This is a genomic window from Pedobacter sp. SL55 (genome assembly GCF_026625705.1).
Lineage (GTDB): Bacteria > Bacteroidota > Bacteroidia > Sphingobacteriales > Sphingobacteriaceae > Pedobacter.
This window is the reverse complement of sequence record NZ_CP113059.1, coordinates 480,783-503,365: the sequence shown is the minus strand read 5'-3', so window position 1 is coordinate 503,365 and position 22,583 is coordinate 480,783. Positions and strand designations below refer to the sequence as shown.

Genomic DNA, 22,583 nt, shown 5'->3' with positions numbered 1-22,583 from the left:
TTAATTTTGATTAGTTTTTATAAAAAGTTAATTCATAAAACATTGTAAATCAATTAAATATTATTTGTAGATTTTGCATTTTTTGATCAATATAACTTGTTTTTGAGCTGTGCAACAGCCACATTTGCTGGTGCCTATTTCCAACAAAAGCACAAGCATCGCTGCGCTAATTCTTGCGCTAGAAATGCTTAAGCCAGAATGGGGCTAACTTATTTGATATTTTTTACACTCTATTATTGAACACTAGGAAGATGAGCATTTACTATTGGCTTAAGAATAATTACCTCCTTGCTATATACCGCTTCTGGTATCAGGTTTTCTAAAATGTTTAAAAAGCCACTATTATAATCATTATACTCATTAAGTACTTTATAATGGTAGAAAAGGGCAAAGCATTATTTTGTCATGATACATTTTATATTTAAAATTGTATGATTTGATCCTATTCAAAAGCGAGTTATTTAACCCAAATAATTCTTTCGTTTCTGGGCGTATTTTGCCAGAGTAATAAAGCGAGTCTACCCGCCCTTCTTTATCAAACGAAATGGCAATTGCATAAAAATGACTATAGTTCTCCTTAGTCTTGGTATATATGTCTTTAGAGCCTTTGGTAATGCATCCGATTAAAAAACTTTCCAGTTTAGGGGGGTATTTTGTCCGTAAACCATACTGGTTATAAAAACAAATGTGATAGTAAAATATTTCATAACTAATTGCAATATGTCCCTTGTTTGTCTGCAGCAGGTTTATTGGTATGTCTTCTATTTATGTCGGCTATTATCTCCTTCTGTGTCTGCGTAAGTTTAGTTGAGTATAAATTTGTTTTTTCTAAACCTCCCCAACTCAGAGCCCACGCTTCTTGGTTACTTATATTTGGAAAAGCAATCTTCAATGCTCCAATCATTAGTATTAAATAATTGTCGGCCATATCTTCATGCTGAGTTGAAATATTATATTTTCCATCTAAACCTTTAGTCAATTTACTATATAAATAAGCGTGTAAAATCTCATGATAAATGGTGCTTAGAGTATACTCATTTGAATAAGTTGGCAACTTATTTTTATTCAACCTTATCTCAAATTCAATTGAAGTTGCACTCCACCGTTTTGCGTCTCCCGAAATACTATCAGGCAAATTAGTAACATCTTTAAAAGTCAACGATAAATCTTCAAACTCAACGGTGCCGCCAAAAGTATTGTTGAGCATGTTTAAGATAGTTGTTTTGGCAGTTAATGCTAGATTCAGTTGAGCTTTTATACAAGGGTTTTGCACACTGTCCCTTATTTCTCTTGTTGGGCAAGCGGTCAATCCCGTATTACCTTCAATGCATCCACAATCTGCTTCATACGCGGTTCCTTCGGCATCTCCATTGCAATCATACCTAGTCCAGCCCGATGGTCCTGCTCCGGTATAGTCGATTTCGGATATTGGCGGTATGACCTCATCTGGCTGATATGTCCATCTGCAGTATCGTACTGCCGTTACGACCACTTCACCCTGGGCGTTTATGTAATTTTGTCCCTGCCTCCATTGGCACTCCTCTTGCCAGGCCTGTGTTTTATTAGGTATCTGGTAATTGGTTGTACTCATTATTCTGCCTTGCCCATATTTTCCTTCTCCGTTGGTTGCAGTGTTGTTTACAGCCAATGTTTCAATTTTTAGTTCACCTATAATTTGCCCATCTTTTAAAACACGGCCTCTTATAAAATTTTTGTCTAAAGTGTAAAGTAATATATCTCCAGTAAAATTTTTTAAATTTGTTTGTCCTTCTATGGATTTTATACTTCCTTTTTCCGGGCGCATAACCATAATTGAAGATATGATATTCCCCAAGGAGTCTCTGTATGCCACCAAATGGGTTTTAGTTTGGTTATGCAATTCGTAATAGGTTTCTTTTAGTGGCACATGTATAATGTTGGTTCCATTTTTTAGTCCGATGGTGTAGGCTTTGTGCCACAGCGCAATACGCCTTCCCGTATCAAGTGGGTGTTGTTTGGTGAAATAATGCTGTGTCTGTTGCTTTAGTTGAGCGAAGGTTACTATTTTGCTTCTATTATTTCTTTATCTACACTGTATCCTTCCTTTTTACAGGAATCTATAATTAGCAGTAGTATTGCAAAGCCAAAAATTAAGCAAAGGTTTAATTTCCTAACAGGGGGGTAAAATGTTTATACATAGGTTTTTATATTTGGTTTTTCTAAGGTAAGGTTTTATCAGCGAATTACAAATTTTTTTAAAGCGGAATATTGCCATGTTTTTTCCTTGGCATATTCCCTTGCTAGCGCACGCCTTTGGCGTGTGAATATGTTCAATGATATCGTTTAATTAATTAAAACACACGCCACAGGCGTGCGCTAGCAGGGTCTTTTTTTAGTAGATATGTCTTTAGGTTTATTTTTAAGGTTTAAGTGCCTGCTGAAATAGCGAGCACTTAAACTAGCCACATGCGTAATAATACTATCCAAAAAGAATTATTCAACTTTGGATTTGATTTTATCTTTATCCGATGGTAATATGAGTATTTCTTCGAGATAGGCTTTCATTGTATCTGCTGAGTTTTTTGAGAGAAAAGCGTCAAATGAGCCAGCCACTATACCGATATTTGGCACAAATAAAAACCTGTCAATACCTCGATAATAGTTAATTCCGTGGTTGATGTGCCAATCTGTAAATTGCCAAAATTTATAGGCTTTGAAGCCGAAAATTTCAATCTCTTCAGATCTAAAAAGTAGTGGCTTTTCTAAAGGTCTCAGTAAGTTTGTAGTTCCTGTAGAACTCCGTTCTGTAATTGCATTAGGAGAATAATGCCCATAAGCGTTATAATACTTGCTCTCAAAGTCTTTTACAGCTATTGTAGGGGAGCTAATGTTAATTATAGCGTTAGCCATCAAATTAGGAAAAACAAGGCTTTGTGTAACTATACTGAAATACTCTGATAAGCAAAAGCTACTAACAAAAAACTTTCCATTTTTATTGATGACCAGGGAGATATCCTGTCGTTTAATGAAATCGCAGTCATAGAAGTTCGATTTCTGATAACTGTTGAATGCTTCAGAAAAAATCTGTTTTAGAACTGGAAAATCTATAATTTGCCCTTTGATTTTAGAAACTTCAATTTCACTCCACATCATATCCCCTTTTACAGGGAGTACCGAAAATAGTATCAAATTTGATTGATCATACAATAAGTTATATAATTCTATTTGCTTTCCTTTATTACTTAATTTAATGGTATGAAATTGGTAAGAATTTGAATTTTCATCCAATATAAAATATTTTTGCGACAGATTTGAATTGGCACTTAGCTTAAATGAGCTAGTGGATAGCAATAAGAATAAAAGGACAATTTTTTTCATGTTTAACATTTTTTACCTTTAAAATTATTCTGCCTAGTGTCTCTTTCTGCGCTATTCAAGAGTCTTTGCGCATTACTTTGATTTAATATACCAGCGGAGAATATGTTCAATGATATCGTTTAATTAATTAAAACACACGCCACAGGCGTGCGCTAGCAGGGTTACCAAAGGTTGGCAATAGTAAATGTTTGCAACAATTAAGCCCGTACAAAAGGCCATTAAAATTACGTCGCTTCGTTTTAGCATTAGCAGGGAATTGGTGTCACAAATTTAATACTTATCGCTAGTAACGCTTGTTTTTTTGTAGGTATTCTTTCGGTTTTATTTTAAGGTTTAATTGTCCGCTATAATAGCGAGCAATTAAACCAGTTTGTGGATGGGAACTGCCATTTATGGTGTGTTAATAGCCAATTATTTGTTGCTTCGGTTGTTAATAGAACGAGTTGGCATCGGCCTGTAAACTTTATGTGTTGCGTACTTTCCGTTTGGTAACTTCTCGGTAATATAAAGTTGATAATTGTCATCAAAAGGCTTATCTCGATTTGTCAAGAGTTCAAATAATGATTTCCAGCTCCTATAGTGGTATCTTGGCAATGTATCTACAATTTTCGCTTGCATCTCTGGATGAGGTTCCTCATATATATATGTCAAGTTACTATTCTCATTAGGATGTAATTTCATATAAAACTCATAGGCGCCTACGAACCATAAAGGGCCTCTACTTATTTCGAGTATTCTTTGGTTTTTAGGAACATCAATAGTATCTGCCAAAAAATAAATTTTAGTTCTTTCGTCTTGAGCTTTGATTATTCCAGAATGGAATGAAAGAGCTAGGGTCAAAATTATAGTTCCAAGCTTCATATTAAGGGCAATTTGTCGGTAGTTTTTTGTTAACAGGTACATTAATAAGATTACTGTTATAAAATGTATTGATCATAGCAGGTGTTATGCCATTTTGTGTAAGTATATTATTATAGCTGGTATTAAGTTGATTTTTTAAATTAGTAAAATACGTTTGCCCTGTAGAAGTGGTAGCTAATGACGGCGGAATTGTACCAGCATTGTTCATTCCATAGATAGCCGCCATTATATACTCTTGATTAGTATAGGCCCCTCCATTTACAGATCTTAAAATGTTAACTGTTTCGTTAAGATAATGATTAATGAAAATCGAGTGATCTGTATAGTTGCCAGTCATATACTGTCCTGTGGCAATTACACCATAATTAGCCATTTTCAATGCCCAAGGAAAATCTCCACCTTCTTGAATGGTTTGTCCCCAAGTTCCCATTTTTATGTAGTACGTTAGGTAGGCATGTGCCGTCTCATGTATGGTTGCAACTTGTAGAAATAGCTGAGAGGCATTCTGTATCGCTTGTGTATTCAAATAAATTGTGGAGTTAGCCGCAGTAGTATTTTCTGTCTCCCCTAAGTTGTACTGATTATTAGTGCCCCAAATTTGAGAAGAGAAATTATAGGTGATTTTAGGGAGACCAGCAAAGCTGACTTGACCGGCTCCTGGAATATAAATATTCTGAAAAGGCTTAATTAATTTCGAGTACAATGTATCGTTCTCCAGTTTTTTCAAAACCAGTTTATCCATACAAGGATAATACTTTTTCAAGCTATCTTTTTTAATATCTGCTATAGGTGGGCAAGCGGTCAGTCCTGTAGTACCACCAATGCAGGTGTTACATTCATTACTCCAGATAGCGGTTCCTCCGGCTACTCCGGCACAATCCGTATATTCCGGGGGAAAATATCCTCCGCCGCTCTCATTTTCATTTCCTAGATAGTCTTTATCCTCTTCCTCATAGCTGCAGTAGGTCACATATTCTTGGCCTACATAGGTAAATCCGCAATTTTCGTAGCCTGGTACGCCAACGCAAGTCCACTGATACTTGTCTGCAAAACCAGACTGACATACTGTGGCTTCTGTGCGAATGTCTCCCTGCGTTTGTGTCTGCAATTGATCAAACTGCTTCTCCGTTATAACAGCTATCTTTTCGGCAATCCTGCCGTTTGCATAGTTCCATCCGTTTGCTAATTGTCCCGTAAAATGGTAGTATAAAACCGTACCTGTAAAGTTGCCAAGGTTTTTGTAGTGCAGTTTCTCAAATTCGCCTGTGCTGTGTTTTTCTAATGACATATAGGAGGCGTAAAGTATTTTTTTGGTCTTTTCGTCTTCAAATAACAATAGTTTAATCGTATGTTTTTTGGCTTCTTGTTCCAAGTTGCTTCGGTTTGCCTTTTGCCCAAGTACCATTAGGTTTTCTGGGTTGGTGAGCTCTACTTCGTACACAATTTTATTGTCCTTTTTACCGATATACACCTTTTCCCAATTTGGTACTAGTTTACTAAATGGGTTTTCATCTGAAATTTTTAGATTGGCTTTATACCACTCGGCTAGTTTGTTGTTTTGTTCGCTGGTTAGTCCAACATCTTCGCTATAGTTTTTTTTACAGGCGGTAATAATTAAAAGTACACCAAAAGCAACACAAGCAAGCGCTTTTAATGTGCCAAAAATAGGGGGGTAAAATGTTTATACATAGGTTTTTATATTTGTTTTTCTAAGATAGGCTATGTCAAAGCAAATTGCAAATTTATTACAATGGAATATTCCCATGTTTTTTCCTTGGCATATTCACTACTTTGTTCTCCAGCATTTTAAATGCTTTGATGAGTTTTTCTCTGGTTTTAGCTGGTTCAATTTCTTTCTGGCGCCAGCATTTGCTGGTGACTACTATTTTCAACAAAAGCACAAGCACCGCTACGCTAATGCTTGCGCTAGAAATTGGTCGAGTAGGTAAGGGCATTTCAGCCCAAACCTCTCACAGAACCGTACGTGAACCTCTCAATTCATACGGCTCTTCTAACCTATCTCTGCATTAGGTTCCTCCCTATTATGGTTGACCATGAGCATTAATAAATTAGCTAACCCCTTCGCTCCATTTCCATTACAGAAACTTCATCACTACTATGAGTTAGTCCGCCATCCATAACGGCATCGCTTTTCAGCCTTACAGGTATTGCCTGCTTGTGCATTTCGCTTTATATCCGATATGGACTTCCCGTGTTCCGGATAAAAGCCTGAATAAGGGTCATGCCACCTCTATAACGATTGCCTTGTAGCCAGTAAGCAAGTAGCCGCTACAATCTTCATCAGTCCTTAAGAAAACCAACTTTTGACAATAGGTGTCTCTATCTCATTACTTCATCGATGGTTCATTTGCATTCATCTCCCTTATCCGCACCTGACCAGTCCTGCTGGCCTTTTCCCCTTTCCGTTCAATACCATCGAATTACTCCTTTAGCACCGAGAGGCGGTTTACAGCCTCTGCTTGCACAACGACTGTGATGGACCTACCATCATCTTTTATCCAACATTGAAGAATAAATACAACCTTATTATTCATTCACGGCACACCTTAAGCCAGAATGGGAGTCATATTATTCAACTTTTTTAAAAGCATAGGTCGTTCCATCTTTGGTTAGCACTAATTTTTCACTGGAGAACTCTAAAATTTGATATTTTTTAATGCCAGCTTCTATATAATAATTTTCCTGAGGTCGTAAGTAAGCTTTTAGAGTTGCTGATCTACCCATTATTTTCTTTATCGGTATTAAGATTCTATGGTAGCCAATACGGTCAATAGTGAAGAAGCCAATGTTTTTATTCTTGAAAATTGTCATATTTCCCTTGCCATTCTTATCTGTGCCGATCAGGTTCAATATGTTATTTTCAACATCTCGACATCCGTACATTCCCCACATGGGTACAGATTGCGAATCAAAAATAGCGATGTCTAAATTTGAATGAGCTAAGGGACCCTGGTCTATAAGTTCATAACGGGAGCTGTCCTGCTGAGGGTAGTCTCTATAAATAAAAATTAATTTATCTTTTTTTAAATGATAGCTGCCAAAGCCTTTTTTTGTTGTTAGGTCATTTCCGTGTTCCTCTTTGAAAACTCCCTTTTCAAAGCTAATGATGTGTGTTGGCTGACCAATAGCACGATAGGTACCAAGTAATTCTTGAGCTTCACAAGTGTATATGCCAAAAATTAAAACCAACCATGCCTTGTATAATATAGCTTTCATTGGCATCCTCCCACTTGACCTTTGTGTATTTTACTCTGTCCTAAAAGATTTTCTCCTTTTTGCTCAACTGAAATGGTAGTTTTTATTCTATTTTGTTCATTAGATGACATCGCCTTAAATGCTTTCGTTTCAAATAATCCTCCCCAAGCAAGGTCTCCATAAAATTGCTTTTTTTCCAACGAAGATGTAAAGGAATAACCTTTTAAATCTCCATACAGTTCAAGAGAAATTGCTATTTGATCTACGAATATTCTGGCCATTTCATTATGATGGATTTCATTTAAGTCAGGCCTTTTTATGCTAAAATAATTATCAAATAGTACACTATATTCTTTGTTGGCATTAATTGGGTCATTAGCAAAATAAGCTATAAGGTATGCGTGTATACCTTCATGCAGTATAGTTTTTACGATTGCTAGATCAGAAGCATTTGTGAATTTTGTATCATCAATATTAGTAGTAACGTTTCTATTAACCCTGTCCCAATTTCCTGTTGTGGCTAAGTCAGTTTCAGACACTGTTCCGTTTTTTAGTATCCATGTGTAATTTGGACTGAAAGAACTGTCATTTGTGAAATTTCTTAACAAAGCGTTGACCCAACCATTTTGCGTTATGATAATGTTTTTTGCATTTTTCATGCAGTTGTTCAACAGACTATCAATAATTTCTCTTGGTGGGCAAGCCGTCAACCCTGTAGTACCACCAATGCAGGTGTTACATTCATTATTCCAGATAGCGGTTCCTCCGGCTACTCCGGCACAATCCGTATATTCCGGGGGAAAATATCCTCCGCCGCTCTCATTTTCATTTCCTAGATAGTCTTTATCCTCTTCCTCATAGCTGCAGTAGGTCACATATTCTTGGCCTACATAGGTAAATCCGCAATTTTCGTAGCCTGGTACGCCAACGCAAGTCCACTGATACTTGTCTGCAAAACCAGATTGACATACTATGGCTTCTGTGCGAATGTCTCCCTGCGTTTGTGTCTGCAATTGATCAAACTGCTTTTCCGTTATAACAGTTATCTTTTCGGCAATCCTGCCGTTTGTATAGTTCCATCCGTTTGCTAATTGTCCCGTAAAATGGTAGTATAAAACCGTACCTGTAAAATTGCCAAGGTTTTTGTAGTGCAGTTTCTCAAATTCGCCTTTGCTGTGTTTTTCTAATGACATATAGGAGGCGTAAAGTATTTTTTTTGTCTTTTCGTCTTCAAATAACAATAGTTTTATCGTATGTTTTTTTACTTCTTGTTCCAAGTTACTTCGGTTTGCCTTTTGCCCAAGTACCATTAGGTTTTCTGGGTTGGTGAGCTCTACTTCGTACACAATTTTATTGTCCTTTTTACCGATATACACCTTTTCCCAATTTGGTACTAGTTTACTAAATGGGTTTTCATCTGAAATTTTTAGATTGGCTTTATACCACTCGGCTAGTTTGTTGTTTTGTTCGCTGGTTAGTCCAACATCTTCGCTGTAGTTTTTTTTACAGGCGGTAATAATTAACAGGACACTAAAAGCGATATAAGCAAGCGCTTTTAATGTTCTAAAAATGGGGGGTAAAATGTTTATACATAGGTTTTTATATTTGTTTTTCTAAGGTAGGCTATGTCAAAGCAAATTGCAAATTTATTTTACAACGGAATATTGCCATGTTTTTTCCTGGGGTTGTTCCCTTTATGGCGCCAGCATTTGCTGGTGACTATTTCCAACAAAAGCACAAGCACCGCTGCGCTAATGCTTGCGCTAGAAATGCTTAAGCCAGAATGGGTACAATATTTTATGATAGATTGTAACCAATAATCCCTTTCTAGCATTTTGCAGTCTTACCCAATGATATTTAACTTGTTGTATTAAAAGGGTCATTTTATCTGTGAAAATGGATTTACTTCAGGTTTTAATAAGATTACGTTTTTTTTATTTAGGAATTGGTGCGGAAATAAATTAACAAATTCTTCGAGAATTTTATTTTCTAAATTAATACTTGTTTCATCCATTCTTATATATAAAATTGGTAAAATAACTGTACTGTTGGCATATTCTAAGATGGGTTTAAAACACTTTAGTTCGGCTGTTGGGTTTTTCTTAAGTTCAAAGTTTTCATTTAGCTTACTGGTAACTATTGATGTATCTACAATACCTTTGTTATTAAAGACTACACTAACCGAAGCCAACTGAGCAAATCCCTTAGGGGCTTTAATAAGTTTGTCAAAGTCGATTGCATTTATCATCGATTTTACGATAAAAAGTCTAAAATACTCTTTATTGTTCAATCTAGATTTGTCCGTAGATATGTGTTGCAAAGCGCTATCAATAATGTGCTGCGCCCTAATTTGGTTTGCACCAACACATAGAAATAATAAAAGCAAATATTTTTTCATAATCAATTGCAATAAGTTCCTGAACGGTCTAAAGGATTACTTTTATTTTTATGTTTTCGATTAATTTCAGCAATTTCAAGACGTTGGTTGGCAGTAAGTTTAGTATTATCCTTGTAAAATGGGGTATTTTCTAAACCTCCCCAAGCCAAACCCCAAGCATCTTTATCAGATAAGCTCGGATAATTTATTTTTAATGCTCCTACCATCAAAGTGAGATATTTTTCTGCCATGTCTTGATGTTCGTTATGTGGTATTAAAAACATTCCTGTAGCATCTTTAGGATAAGTTGCTTCCAAATATGCGTGTAAGATTTCGTGATATACTGTGGCTAGAATATCTTCTTTAGAAGAAGTATTTGGCAAATTCTGATTAATGGTTATTACCCATGATATATTTCCATTTTTTCTACACCAGCCATCATCTGTTCCTGTGATACCTTCAGCGAACTCGAGGTCTAATCCTCCATATTCATTTGAAGGCCCGAATGTTTTATTTAACATCGTACCTATTGTAGTATTCGCCAGTGAGCCTAAACTTACACCAGACTTTATACAAGGGTTTGTTGTATTATCTGTTACTGTTCTCTTCAGCGGGCAAGCCGTCAACCCCGTAGTGCCTCCAATGCAGGTGTTGCAATCGGGATCAACATAGGCTGTTCCTCCTGCTTTACCTGCACAATCCGTATCCGTATATTCTGGCGGAAAATATCCTCCTCCGCTTTCATCTTCATTTCCTAGATAGTCTTTATCCTCTTCCTCATAGCTGCAGTAGGTCACATATTCTTGGCCTATATAGGTAAATCCGCAATTTTCGTAGCCCGGTACGCCTAGACATTGCCATTGGTATTTATCGGCGTATCCCGAAGTGCACACCATTGCTTCAGTCTTTTTATCGCCGTGCAATTGCCTCTGCGACTGATTGAACTGTTGCTCGGTAATGGCAGTAATCTTTTCAGTTATTTTGCCTTCGCTGTAGTTCCACCCGTTACTTAACTTTCCGTTAAAATGATGGTAGTAAATGGTTCCGGAGAAGTTCTTTAAATTTTTATAATGCAATTTATCAAAACCAGTAGTTTTCTCGTTTTCGATACTCATGTATGCAGCATAAAGAATTTTACCCGATATTTTGTTTTGAAAGATTAAGAGCTTAATGATATGCTTTTTCTCTTCCTGATCTAAATTACGCTTTGTTCCTTTTTCGCTAATTACCATGAGTTTTTTAGGATTTCGCAAGCCAATTTCGTGAATTATTTGTCCCTGTTGTTCGCTTAGAAATACCTCGTTCCAGTTGGGTACCAGTTGGCTAAATGTATTTTCTTCGGAAACTTTGATGTTTTCACGGTACCAATCAGATAGCTTGCTTTTTTGTTCGCTGGTTAGTCCAACATCTTCGCTGTAGTTTTTCTTACAGGCGGTAATAATTAACAGGACACTAAAAGCGATATAAGCAAGCGCTTTTAATGTTCTAAAAATGGGGGGTAAAATGTTTATACATAGGTTTTTATATTTGTTTTTCTAAGGTAGGCTATGTCAAAGCAAATTGCAAATTTATTTTACAACGGAATATTGCCATGTTTTTTCCTGGGGTTGTTCCCTTTCTGGCGCCAGCATTTGCTGGTGACTATTTCCAACAAAAGCACAAGCACCGCTGCGCTAATGCTTGCGCTAGAAATGCTTAAGCCAGAAAGGGGACTACTATTTCCAATAAAAGCACAAGCACCGCTATGCTAATGCTTGCGCTAAAAACCGCTTAAGCCAGAATGTGACTTTCTTTAACATATATAAAAACTATTAATTAATGGTTGAAAAAATCTGCATGTCTTTCACTTTCCAAACATTGTTATCTCTTTCAAAAAACCAAGCCATTCCCGAACCTGTCTGACTTGTATAAGAATAAAATTTAGCAATAGCTAACGCCTTTGTTCCATCTTTTGAGAAAAAGATAGGAGCAAAAATTAGTTCTTTTCTTTTTTCTCTATTACTATTAAGATAAATAGGATAGTCGCTAATTGAAGAAGTATCTATGTTCTTTACAAAAGAAATCCATTCTTTATTATTCCAGGCACGATTAGAATTAGTATCTAACCCTCTTCCCCCTCCCGTAAAATCAAAACTAGAAAGACTGGCTTTTCTTGTAGAAGGATATATGTGAAATTTTTCTCCTTCTTTTTTTAGTTTAGTAATGACACTTTGGTGAATCTTAATTTTTTCACTATCAGTTTTAGTTTGGCAATTGCCACTTGCGATTGTCAAGCTTAAAAACATCACAAGTAAATTTAATTTCAGCATCCCTTTTTATCATCTAAAGTATAGCAGTTACCAATGTTTGGGTTGATGGTTGGTTGTAATATGAACCATGGTATAAATGACTATAATTTAACCCAATTTAGTTATAAATTTTCGTGCTAACTATAACAAAGTATGTATTTAAAAAAACAGCTTTATATCGCTCTAAATCATCATTAGCCATCATTTGTGGTAGTATATTTCTTAACCCCCAAATATCTAATTTTTCATTTGGTTTCATATTTTGATGTTCATATATCAGGATAGTAACAGGCACAATAACATGCTTTTGCTTTGTGCCTTTTAAAAATATATTAAAATCTACTTTTTTAAATAAAGAATCTATATTGCCAAAATATTTCTTGCCTAAATCATTGCTTATAAAAATGCTTTTTATTCCATTTTTTTTTGGCGTAATCTTGATATAAAAACTGTAAAGTGCAATACTATCAGGAAAAGAGATAGGGGCGTAGTTTGAATTTAATAGAGAATGAATTTTTTCATTTTCATTAAATAAGTCAACTTTTTTTTGGGCATATGCTGATTGAACCCAAATAGCAATAAATACAATCAATAATTTTTTCATATCAATTTGGACAGGTTTTAGTTCCTTTTTTTCCTTCATCAGCATAGTTTGTATTACCATTATAAGCACTGGCACGGTTCATTATCTCTTGTTTAGAGACTGAAATAGTGTGATTAACTCCATTTTCTGTGTAGGTGTATTCAAATAATTTTTCCGAATTAGCCATTTCAAAAACATCAGAATCAATAACACCATTCCAAGTTAACGAAAATGCATCTTTACGTGAAATCCCAAATGCACTAGTTAGATAATTACTCATTGGTTCTATGTAATTCTGGACCATCATGTTATGATGAACGTTATTAGTGTCTAAAATATTAGGGTTCTGACTTTTAATGTAGCTATGTAAAACTTCGTGTATCAATACAGCAGCTAAACTCTCTTTAGATGCTCCATCCTCACCTTTAAAATAGGAGGTTTGTAATCTGATATCTGCGGTAAATTCTGAACCCCTTAATTGCGAACGAAACATATTTCCGGGTTTACCATTAGCGGTTATACCGTCATATATATTTAAGTTTAAGTCCTTACTCTGGTCAAATTTTTTGATGATTTCTGAAATTTTACCTTCAATATTTTTATTTGCGCCTACTAATTCATTAACCACAGTAGAAATACATGGGTCTTCTGCCTTATTTCTGATGTCTTTCGGGCAAGCCGTCAACCCCGTAGTACCACCAATACATGTGTTGCACTCATTATTCCAGGTGGCTGTTCCTCCGGCTACTCCGGCACAATCCGTATATTCCGGGGGAAAATATCCTCTGCCGCTCTCATTTTCATTTCCTAGATAGTCTTTATCCTCTTCCTCATAGCTGCAGTAGGTCACATATTCTTGGCCTACATAGGTAAATCCGCAATTTTCGTAGCCTGGTACGCCAACGCAAGTCCACTGATACTTGTCTGCAAAACCAGACTGACATACTGTGGCTTCTGTGCGAATGTCTCCCTGCGTTTGTGTCTGCAATTGATCAAACTGCTTCTCCGTTATAACAGCTATCTTTTCGGCAATCCTGCCGTTTGCATAGTTCCATCCGTTTGCTAATTGTCCCGTAAAATGGTAGTATAAAACCGTACCTGTAAAGTTGCCAAGGTTTTTGTAGTGCAGTTTCTCAAATTCGCCTGTGCTGTGTTTTTCTAATAACATATAGGAGGCGTAAAGTATTTTTTTGGTCTTTTCGTCTTCAAATAACAATAGTTTAATCGTATGTTTTTTGGCTTCTTGTTCCAAGTTGCTTCGGTTTGCCTTTTGCCCAAGTACCATTAGGTTTTCTGGGTTGGTGAGCTCTACTTCGTACACAATTTTATTGTCCTTTTTACCGATATACACCTTTTCCCAATTTGGTACTAGTTTACTAAATGGGTTTTCATCTGAAATTTTTAGATTGGCTTTATACCACTCGGCTAGTTTGTTGTTTTGTTCGCTGGTTAGTCCAACATCTTCGCTATAGTTTTTTTTACAGGCGGTAATAATTAAAAGTACACCAAAAGCAACACAAGCAAGCGCTTTTAATGTGCCAAAAATAGGGGGGTAAAATGTTTATACATAGGTTTTTATATTTGTTTTTCTAAGGTAGGCTATGTCAAAGCAAATTGCAAATTTATTACAATGGAATATTCCCATGTTTTTTCCTTGGCATATTCACTACTTTGTTCTCCAGCATTTTAAATGCTTTGATGAGTTTTTCTCTGGTTTTAGCTGGTTCAATTACCTCGTCTACAAAACCACGTTCGGCAGCACGGTAGGGGTTGGCAAAAATATCAGAATATAATTTCTCTTTCTCCAACCATTTTTCTTCTGGATTTTCGGCAGCGCTGATTTCCTTTTTAAATATGATTTCTGCAGCACCTTTAGCCCCCATTACAGCAATTTCGGCACTTGGCCAAGCGTAGTTCATATCCGCACCGATGTGCTTAGAGTTCATCACATCGTAAGCACCACCGTAAGCTTTACGGGTAATTACGGTAATACGTGGCACGGTTGCTTCGCTAAAGGCGTACAATAATTTTGCCCCATTGGTGATGATGCCGTTCCACTCTTGGTCGGTGCCGGGCAAAAATCCTGGAACATCTTCAAAAACCAACAACGGAATGTTAAAGCAATCGCAAAACCTAACAAAACGTGCCGCTTTAACCGAAGCGTTATTATCTAAAACCCCTGCTAAATATGCTGGTTGGTTAGCCACCACACCAATGCTTCTTCCAGCTAAGCGGGCAAAACCAACCACAATATTTTCGGCATAAGCTGCATGAACTTCTAGAAAACTTTCTTCATCAGCAACTTGTGTAATTACTTCACGGATATCGTAAGGTTGGTTGGCGTTGGCAGGTAAAATATCATTTAACGAAAGTCGTTCTTCGTTACCAACTTCGTAAGCTAGAGCAGGAGCAGTGTCTTCGCAGTTTTGTGGTACGTAGCTTAAAATTTTCTTTAATTGGTTAATGGCTTCAATTTCATTGGCACAGGCAAAATGTGTAACACCAGATTTGGTAGCGTGTGTACTGGCGCCGCCCAACTCTTCAGAACTTACTTCTTCGTGCGTCACAGTTTTTACCACGTTAGGGCCAGTTACAAACATATAAGAGGTGTTCTCAACCATTAAAATGAAATCGGTAATGGCTGGAGAGTACACTGCACCACCAGCACAAGGCCCCATAATTGCAGATAATTGCGGAATTACGCCAGAGGCTTGTACGTTGCGGTAAAAAATATCGGCGTAACCACCTAAAGAAACCACACCTTCTTGTATGCGGGCACCACCGCTATCATTTAAACCAATAATTGGCGCACCGTTTTTCATGGCCATTTCCATGATTTTGCAGATTTTTTCGGCATGAGTTTCGGATAGTGAACCACCAAAAACCGTAAAATCTTGAGAGAATACGTAGGTTAACCTGCCGTTTATGGTGCCATAGCCAGTAATTACGCCATCGCCTAGATATTTCTCGTTTTCCATTCCAAAATCGGTACTGCGATGGGTTACCAGCATCCCTATTTCTTCAAAACTGCCTTCATCCATTAAGAAATGAATACGCTCGCGAGCGGTAAGTTTGCCTTTTTTGTGCTGGCTATCAATACGTGTCTGTCCGCCGCCTAAGTGGGCTTTTTGTATTTTGTCTTTTAAGATTTCAATTTTATTTTTCATACGTTTTGGTTCATTGGTTCATTGGTTCATTGGTTCAGTCCGAAAGTCCGAAAGTCCGAAAGTCCGAAAGTCCGAAAGTCCGAAAGTCCGAAAGTCCGAAAGAAATTGGCTAAACAAGTTAGCAACAATAGCACAATTCAGCAATTAAACAATTAATTTTCAAATTTGCGCCAATCGCACTTCGTCAATCATCCTACCATCTGTACTGCAAGCGAGTAGTAAATACGTTATCTTTAATATCGTTTTGGTAGTCTGGCAAAGCCGTGCCATCATTTTTTACATGTTCATTGTAAATGGTAAGTTTTAAACGGCCGTTTAATGCATAGGTTAATCCATAACCTAAAGTGCTAAACTTAATATCGCCTGCAGTGGTGTTATTTCCTGTTTTTCCAATTTCGGCCTCATCAACATCCGTATTTGGATCATAAACATCGTAACCTACTATGGCAGTTAATTTACTGTTGGCAATTTGTTGGGTTAGCCAAAAGAAATAGCCGTTAAAATTACGCAGATACAGATTTCCGGTAGGTTGTGTTGCAAAACTTGTGCTGGCCGCTAAACCCGAAAGACTTGCCGTTGCGGCTACGCCCGGCTGTGTGCCTTCAATGTATTCTGTTTTAAAGGTAGTTTCTCCAAAGGTGTTTTTGTATCCAACCTGAAGGTTTGCCCCATAATAATCTCTTCTAAAGTTATAGCCTTCGTTAGCCGCATCAGTTGAGTTAGAAAAGCCATTGTTCAAAGGTTTAAAAACGGTGGTGGTATTGCTTCTAACCGTTCCTTTATAAATAGAGGCGCCAAAGCCAAGTTGTAGCTTTTTATTGGCTAGGCTATCAAAATGAAAATTGAAGTTTCCAATGATGTCTTTATTTGAATCGTAGTCTTTTGCATTTAAGCCACTTCCGTTTACTACCGCCAAATCAGCTACAATAAATGGAACAATTTTGTTAGGCTTATATGAAATCATTGCGCCTAAATCTCTTTCTCTAGGCATTAAGGTTTGAAAAACACGAGCCCTTTCTGGAAAATCGCGATAGCCCGAAGAATAAGCTATTGAATAGCCAAACGGCCTGTTGAATAGGCCTGCCGTAAATTTTAAAGATCTGTTTTCTGGACTATAGAACTGTATAAAAGCATCCATAATTCTAACACCATCTTGCGTACCATCGAGTTGGAAAACGATAGACGAAAATTTATCAACCCTGTCTACTTTTAAACGGCCTCGACGTAACATGAAGCGGCTAGCAGAATTTTCGCTAAAATCTCCGCCCGACCATGAGTTAATGCCTGGAGATTGTGCCACTTGAAACTGCGTTTGCAGGTAGCCGGTTATTTTAATATCGTGCGGGTCATAAGAAGAAGGTGCATTATTGTTTTGTCCTAATGCAGCAAAAGGTAATAAGTAGAATAAGAAAACTAAATAATTTCTCATTTGTTTTAACGGTTTATGCTTTAGTGGGTTAAAATTAATTAAAGGGTCGAAATTGCCTAAATATTTTGAATTGACCGGTACAATATCCTTATATTACAAATATATTACTTAATTTATTTTGGATTTAAAGGCTCTGGCGACTAAATTAGCGGAATTAGAATTGCATTAGAAATTTATGAATCTAAAGAAATATCGGTTAACCATCATGATCATGTTCATGAGCATCTTTGTATCAAAGATGATTATTTCTGGTGCGCCTGTATTTTTATCGCATTGCGATGATGAATTTATGGTTTCGGTAATTATGCAATTGGAAAATGAGAATACTTCGGAAGATAAAGGAAAGGCAGGGGCTAAGTTTGTAGATTATAAGCTGATTTTTCCGAAGTACGATTTAAACAATGTATATTTCGATTTAGATTGCGGCGTTCCGAATAGTTTTATTGAACATTCTCGGAGATACGTAGATCCACACCACCCTTCGGTGCCCACACCGCCCCCAAATTTTTCATAAGTTAATATCATGCTTGCTGCCATACTTTTTGCAGCATATTCTATAATAAACTTAGAAATTAATATAATTCTTTATGAAAAATTCAAATTCGGCCCAAATGGGAGGCGGATTAGGTAAATATTTGCAAAAAAGGAACTTAAAAGCCGATTTGCCCGCAAGTATTGTAGTGTTTTTGGTGGCATTGCCATTGTGTTTGGGTATTGCGCTAGCTTCTGGCGCCCCTTTGTTTGCAGGTTTGCTTACTGGTATCATTGGAGGCGTAGTAACAGCTTCTATTAGTGGTTCTCAGTTAAGTGTTAGTGGTCCGGCGGCGGGTTTAACCACCATTGTATTGGCGGCTATTACTAGTTTGGGCAGCTATCAGGTATTTTTGATGGCAGTAGTTCTGGCAGGGGTTTTCCAACTTATTTTAGGATTAATCAAAGCCGGTACAATAGGTAATTACTTTCCTTCTAGTGTAATAGAGGGTATGTTGGCAGGTATAGGTATCTTGTTAATTATGAAGCAACTGCCTCATGCTTTGGGTGTAGATAGCGATTTTTTTGGCGATGAGAGCTTCTTCCAAATGGATGGCGAAAATACTTTCTCAGCGTTGGGTAACGCATTTCAGCATTTCAGCATTGCTGCTATTGCAATTAGTGCGGTTTCTATATTGCTTCTTGTATTATGGCCTAAATTTAAAAAAATAAATGTAGTGCCTGCTCCATTAGTAGTAGTTGCTATTGGTATCATTGGGGCAATTGTGTTCAATGGTTCATCAAACGCTTTAAAGGAAAGCCAAATGGTTAAAATTCCGGAAGTTAACAGTGCGTCTGAATTTTTTAACCTGTTTACCATGCCAGATTTTTCTATGATTTTCGATGCTAAAGTGTTGGTAGTGGCTGTAACTATTGCCGTGGTTGCGAGTTTAGAAACATTGTTGAGCTTGGAGGCTGTAGATAAAATCGATCCTTTGAAAAGAGTATCGCCAACCAATAGAGAGTTACTAGCGCAAGGTGTAGGTAACATTGCCAGCGGTATGTTGGGCGGCTTACCTATGACAGCAGTAATTGTGCGTAGCTCGGCCAATGTAAATGCTGGGGGGCGTACAAAAGTATCGGCAATTACCCATGGTTTATTGCTGCTATTATCGCTACTGTTTATTCCTTCATTAATTAACATGATTCCACTATCGTGTTTGGCGGCTATTTTATTGGTAACCGGATATAAGTTGGCAAGAATAGGCTTGTTTAAGCACATGTACCATAAAGGTTGGGATCAGTTTATACCGTTTGTGGTTACCATTGTTGGTGTAGTAGGCATAGATTTATTAAAAGGAGTTGGTATTGGTATGGCTGTATCTATTTTCTATCTATTAAGAACCAATATGCGCAACCCCTTCTTTTACCGAGTACAAGAAGAAGGAAACAAAAAGAACATCCGCATTAAGCTTGCCGAAGAAGTATCGTTCTTAAACAAAGCTTCTATTCAGGTGTTATTGATGGATATTCCTAATGAAACGAATGTAATTATTGATGGCTCGGGCTCTAGATACATAGATCCAGATGTGTTAGAGGCAATTCATAATTTTAAGCATAATGCTTATACCAAAGGTATTATAGTTACCTTAGAGCATATCAAAAAAAGTTACTCGGTACCAAAAGTTAATATAAAAATTGTTGAACAAAATTAAAAAAAGATAATGAAAGCACATACCTCAGAAACTCAGGCTACTATTACCCCTGAAAAAGCGCTACAGATACTAAAAGAAGGTAATGATAGGTTTGTACAAAATTTGAAAGCCAACAGAGATTTATTGGCACAAGTAAATGACACCCGTGCTGGGCAATGGCCATTTGCCGTGATATTGAGCTGTATCGACAGTCGTACTTCTGCAGAGTTGATTTTTGACCAAGGTTTAGGGGATATTTTTAGCGTAAGAATAGCCGGAAATTTTGCAAACCAAGATATTTTGGGCTCTATGGAATTTGGTTGTAATGTTGCTGGCTCTAAACTGGTTGTTGTTTTGGGGCACTCTAAATGCGGTGCTTTAAAAGGTGGACTAGATGCTGCTGCAATTAGAGGAATGGGAATGGACAACCTTACTCATTTAGTAGACCATTTTAATCCAATTATAGAGGAGATTATTAAAGAGGGAGAAGAACGTTCTTCTAAAAATGATGATTTGTTGGAAAGGCTGAATGTGCACAATGTAAAGCAAACCATAGCAGATATTCGCAAGCAAAGTACCACCTTAAGCCAAATGGAAAAAGATGGGAAAATTAAAATAGTAGGTGCTAACTACAATGTAGAAACTGGTGTGGTAAGCTGGTTATAGCGTTTTGTGATAAAATAATATGTCATCATATCAAGATAAAATCACTTACGAAAGTTTATTAGATGGGAACAAAACGTGGGTTGCTGAAACATTAAAAGTAGATCCCGCATTTTTTGATGAGCTGGCTGCAGGTCAAACCCCACCAATTTTATGGATTGGCTGTTCTGATAGCCGTGTGCCAGCTAACCAGATTACCAATACCATGCCTGGCGATATTTTTGTACACCGTAACATTGCCAACGTGGTAACACATACCGATATGAGCTTGTTAAGTGTGCTAGATTATTCGGTAAATGTGTTGAAAGTTAAGCACGTTATTGTATGCGGCCATTATGGCTGCGGAGGTGTAAATGCGGCTATGGGCAATAAGCAGGTTGGTTTAATTGATAACTGGCTAAGAAATATTAAGGATGTTTACCATGCCAACGAGCAAGAAGTTGCAGCTATTGAAGACCCTCAGCAAAAATTTAACAGAATGGTAGAATTAAATGCTATTCATGGGGCTAAGAACGTAATGAGTAAACTTCGATTGTACAAAATGCTTGGGCTAACGGACAAGAATTGGCCGTACATGCTTGGGTTTATAGTTTAAAAACCGGATTAATCAAAGATTTAAAAGTTAGTGCATCAAGCGCAGCAAATGTTTCTCCTTTGTTTAAAATGGATATTGCATAGTTGTTTGGTTTAGTAGTATATAATGTTGAAGAGGGTGCCTAGCGTTTGGGCATCCTCTTTTTTATGGCAAAAAAAGACGCCGTTATGGCGTCTTCCTTTATTTAAGCTATCCTAATTAGTCGTTTGCTAAAAACGGATAAGTGTAATCTTTTGGTGGATCGAAAGTTTCTTTAATGGTACGAGGAGAAACCCAACGTAATAAATTAATCATTGATCCAGCCTTATCGTTAGTACCGCTACCTCTGGCGCCGCCAAAAGGCTGTTGGCCAACCACAGCACCAGTACATTTATCGTTAATGTAAAAATTACCAGCAGCATTGCGTAAACGGGTAGTCGCTTTATCTAATGCGTAACGGTCTTGAGCAATTACAGCTCCAGTTAGCGCATAAATAGAGGTGTTGTCTATAATTTCCAAAGTTTCATCAAAGTCTTTATCCTCATAAATGTATACCGTTAATACAGGTCCAAAAAGTTCTTCGCTCATGGTGGTGTATTTCGGGTCGTCAACTACTAAAACCGTAGGTTCAATAAAATAACCTTTGCTCTTGTCGTAGTTTCCGCCAGCAATAATTTCTACCCCTTTATCTTTTTTAGCTTGATCAATGTATTTTGCCAACTTATCAAAAGATTTTTCGTCGATTACGGCATTGATAAAATTGCTAAAATCTTCGGTAGGACCCATTTTTAAAGTTGCCAGATCTCTCAGCAACAATTCTTTAATTTCTGCCCATTTGCTTTTGGCAATATACACCCTAGAAGCAGCCGAGCATTTTTGCCCTTGATATTCAAAAGCCCCTCTTAAAATTGCTGTGCTAGAAACTTGCGCATCTGCAGAACCGTGCACCAAGATAAAATCTTTACCACCAGTTTCGCCAACAATGCGAGGGTAGGTTTTGTACTTGTGTATATTGTTTCCAATGGTTTTCCATATATCTTGAAATACGCCAGTAGAGCCAGTAAAATGGATGCCAGCAAAATCAGCATGTGAGAATATGACATCACCAATATCTGGTCCGTTACCATAAATTAAGTTAATTACGCCATTAGGTAAGCCAGCCTCCTTAAAAATTTGCATAATTACGTTTGCTGCATAAATTTGCGTATCAGCAGGTTTCCAAACTACTACGTTGCCCATCATGGCTACGCAAGAAGGCAAGTTTCCAGCAATTGCAGTAAAGTTGAAAGGCGTTAGTGCAAATACAAAACCTTCTAATGGTCGTTGCTCTACTCTGTTCCAGCTACCTCTTGGAGAAACAGGAGGTTGTTGCTTGTAGATTTCCGTCATGTAACTCACGTTAAAACGCAAAAAATCTATCAGCTCGCAAGCAGAGTCAATTTCTGCTTGATAAGCGTTTTTGCTTTGGCCAAGCATGGTGGCCGCATTTAGTTTATATCTGTAAGGGCCAGCAATAAGATCTGCAGCTTTTAAGAAAATTGCGGCTCTTTGTTCCCAAGCTAAACTTTCCCAGTTTGCTTTTGCCGCTAAAGCAGCATCTATGGCTTGGCTTACATGGGTTTTGGTGCCTTTACTGTAGGTGGCCAATAAATGCTTATGGTCGTGTGGTGGGGTAACTTTACCTTTGTCTTCGGTAAAAACTTGTTCATTTCCAATATACATCGGGATATCAATTACCTTAGATCTCCCTTCGGCTAAAGCCGCTTTTAGTAGTTCTCTTTCCTTACTTCCAGGGGCATAACCATAAATGGGCTCGTTAACTGGGGCGGGAACATTAAAAAATCCTTTAAGCATAATAAGTAGTTAAGGATGCAAATATAGGGCTTTAATTTTATCGCTTAAC

19 protein-coding genes are annotated in these 22,583 nt (G+C 37.2%); 4 read left to right on the top strand and 15 right to left on the bottom strand.

Translation table 11 applies throughout. The features are described from left to right. Positions 1-709 precede the first annotated feature (709 nt). The 14 genes from OVA16_RS02175 to OVA16_RS02110 all read right to left on the bottom strand — a co-directional run bounded on the left by OVA16_RS02175 (position 710) and on the right by OVA16_RS02110 (position 17,278). Positions 710-1,906, bottom strand: coding sequence for a hypothetical protein (locus OVA16_RS02175; RefSeq protein WP_267763281.1), 1,197 nt, complete (start codon positions 1,904-1,906; stop codon positions 710-712). 566 nt (positions 1,907-2,472) lie between these two features. Continuing rightward, complete coding sequence (locus OVA16_RS02170; protein ID WP_267763280.1) at positions 2,473-3,357, bottom strand: hypothetical protein; 885 nt, start codon at positions 3,355-3,357, stop codon at positions 2,473-2,475. Positions 3,358-3,768: 411 nt separating this feature from the next. After that, positions 3,769-4,128, bottom strand: a complete 360-nt coding sequence (locus tag OVA16_RS02165; RefSeq protein ID WP_267763279.1) for a hypothetical protein — start codon at positions 4,126-4,128, stop codon at positions 3,769-3,771. 91 nt (positions 4,129-4,219) lie between these two features. After that, positions 4,220-5,689, bottom strand: a complete 1,470-nt coding sequence (locus OVA16_RS02160) for a hypothetical protein (protein WP_267763278.1) — start codon at positions 5,687-5,689, stop codon at positions 4,220-4,222. A 274-nt stretch (positions 5,690-5,963) separates the two neighbouring features. Continuing rightward, positions 5,964-6,173 (bottom strand): hypothetical protein, encoded by a 210-nt coding sequence (locus tag OVA16_RS02155; RefSeq protein ID WP_267763277.1) that lies wholly within the window; start codon positions 6,171-6,173, stop codon positions 5,964-5,966. Positions 6,174-6,807: 634 nt separating this feature from the next. Further along, positions 6,808-7,455, bottom strand: a complete 648-nt coding sequence (locus OVA16_RS02150) for a hypothetical protein (RefSeq protein ID WP_267763276.1) — start codon at positions 7,453-7,455, stop codon at positions 6,808-6,810. Beyond that, positions 7,452-8,810, bottom strand: a complete 1,359-nt coding sequence (locus OVA16_RS02145; protein WP_267763275.1) for a hypothetical protein — start codon at positions 8,808-8,810, stop codon at positions 7,452-7,454. Before OVA16_RS02145 ends, OVA16_RS02150 begins: the two co-directional genes overlap by 4 nt. 503 nt (positions 8,811-9,313) lie before the next feature. Next, on the bottom strand, positions 9,314-9,832 hold the full coding sequence (locus tag OVA16_RS02140; protein ID WP_267763274.1) for a hypothetical protein: 519 nt from the start codon (positions 9,830-9,832) through the stop codon (positions 9,314-9,316). A 2-nt stretch (positions 9,833-9,834) separates the two neighbouring features. Next, the gene (locus OVA16_RS02135; RefSeq protein WP_267763273.1) at positions 9,835-11,043 is read right to left on the bottom strand and encodes a hypothetical protein; all 1,209 of its coding nucleotides are present in this window, start codon (positions 11,041-11,043) and stop codon (positions 9,835-9,837) included. Between the two features lie 579 nt (positions 11,044-11,622). Further along, a complete protein-coding gene (locus tag OVA16_RS02130) occupies positions 11,623-12,120 on the bottom strand; it encodes a hypothetical protein (protein WP_267763270.1) in 498 nt (165 codons plus the stop codon). Positions 12,121-12,217: 97 nt separating this feature from the next. Continuing rightward, positions 12,218-12,703, bottom strand: a complete 486-nt coding sequence (locus OVA16_RS02125) for a hypothetical protein (RefSeq protein ID WP_267763269.1) — start codon at positions 12,701-12,703, stop codon at positions 12,218-12,220. A 1-nt stretch (position 12,704) separates the two neighbouring features. Continuing rightward, positions 12,705-14,033, bottom strand: a complete 1,329-nt coding sequence (locus tag OVA16_RS02120) for a hypothetical protein (RefSeq protein ID WP_267763268.1) — start codon at positions 14,031-14,033, stop codon at positions 12,705-12,707. Between the two features lie 274 nt (positions 14,034-14,307). After that, entirely contained in the window at positions 14,308-15,849 is a 1,542-nt protein-coding gene (locus tag OVA16_RS02115) for an acyl-CoA carboxylase subunit beta (RefSeq protein WP_267763267.1), read from the bottom strand. A 193-nt stretch (positions 15,850-16,042) separates the two neighbouring features. Then, positions 16,043-17,278 (bottom strand): porin, encoded by a 1,236-nt coding sequence (locus OVA16_RS02110; RefSeq protein ID WP_267763266.1) that lies wholly within the window; start codon positions 17,276-17,278, stop codon positions 16,043-16,045. Positions 17,279-17,453: 175 nt separating this feature from the next. Here OVA16_RS02110 and OVA16_RS02105 point away from each other — a divergent pair, with 175 nt between their 5' ends. From OVA16_RS02105 to OVA16_RS02090, 4 genes are all read left to right on the top strand, one after another. After that, the gene (locus OVA16_RS02105; RefSeq protein WP_267763265.1) at positions 17,454-17,792 is read left to right on the top strand and encodes a hypothetical protein; all 339 of its coding nucleotides are present in this window, start codon (positions 17,454-17,456) and stop codon (positions 17,790-17,792) included. Positions 17,793-17,865: 73 nt separating this feature from the next. Continuing rightward, complete coding sequence (locus OVA16_RS02100; RefSeq protein WP_267763264.1) at positions 17,866-19,464, top strand: SulP family inorganic anion transporter; 1,599 nt, start codon at positions 17,866-17,868, stop codon at positions 19,462-19,464. Between the two features lie 9 nt (positions 19,465-19,473). Next, entirely contained in the window at positions 19,474-20,109 is a 636-nt protein-coding gene (locus OVA16_RS02095; protein WP_267763263.1) for a carbonic anhydrase, read from the top strand. Between the two features lie 19 nt (positions 20,110-20,128). After that, on the top strand, positions 20,129-20,701 hold the full coding sequence (locus OVA16_RS02090) for a carbonic anhydrase (protein WP_324288475.1): 573 nt from the start codon (positions 20,129-20,131) through the stop codon (positions 20,699-20,701). Positions 20,702-20,899: 198 nt separating this feature from the next. Here the strand turns inward: OVA16_RS02090 and pruA are convergent, their stop codons facing one another. Then, positions 20,900-22,534: an L-glutamate gamma-semialdehyde dehydrogenase gene (pruA, locus tag OVA16_RS02085; RefSeq protein WP_267763261.1), complete on the bottom strand. Its 1,635-nt coding sequence runs from the start codon at positions 22,532-22,534 to the stop codon at positions 20,900-20,902. Positions 22,535-22,583 lie beyond the last annotated feature (49 nt).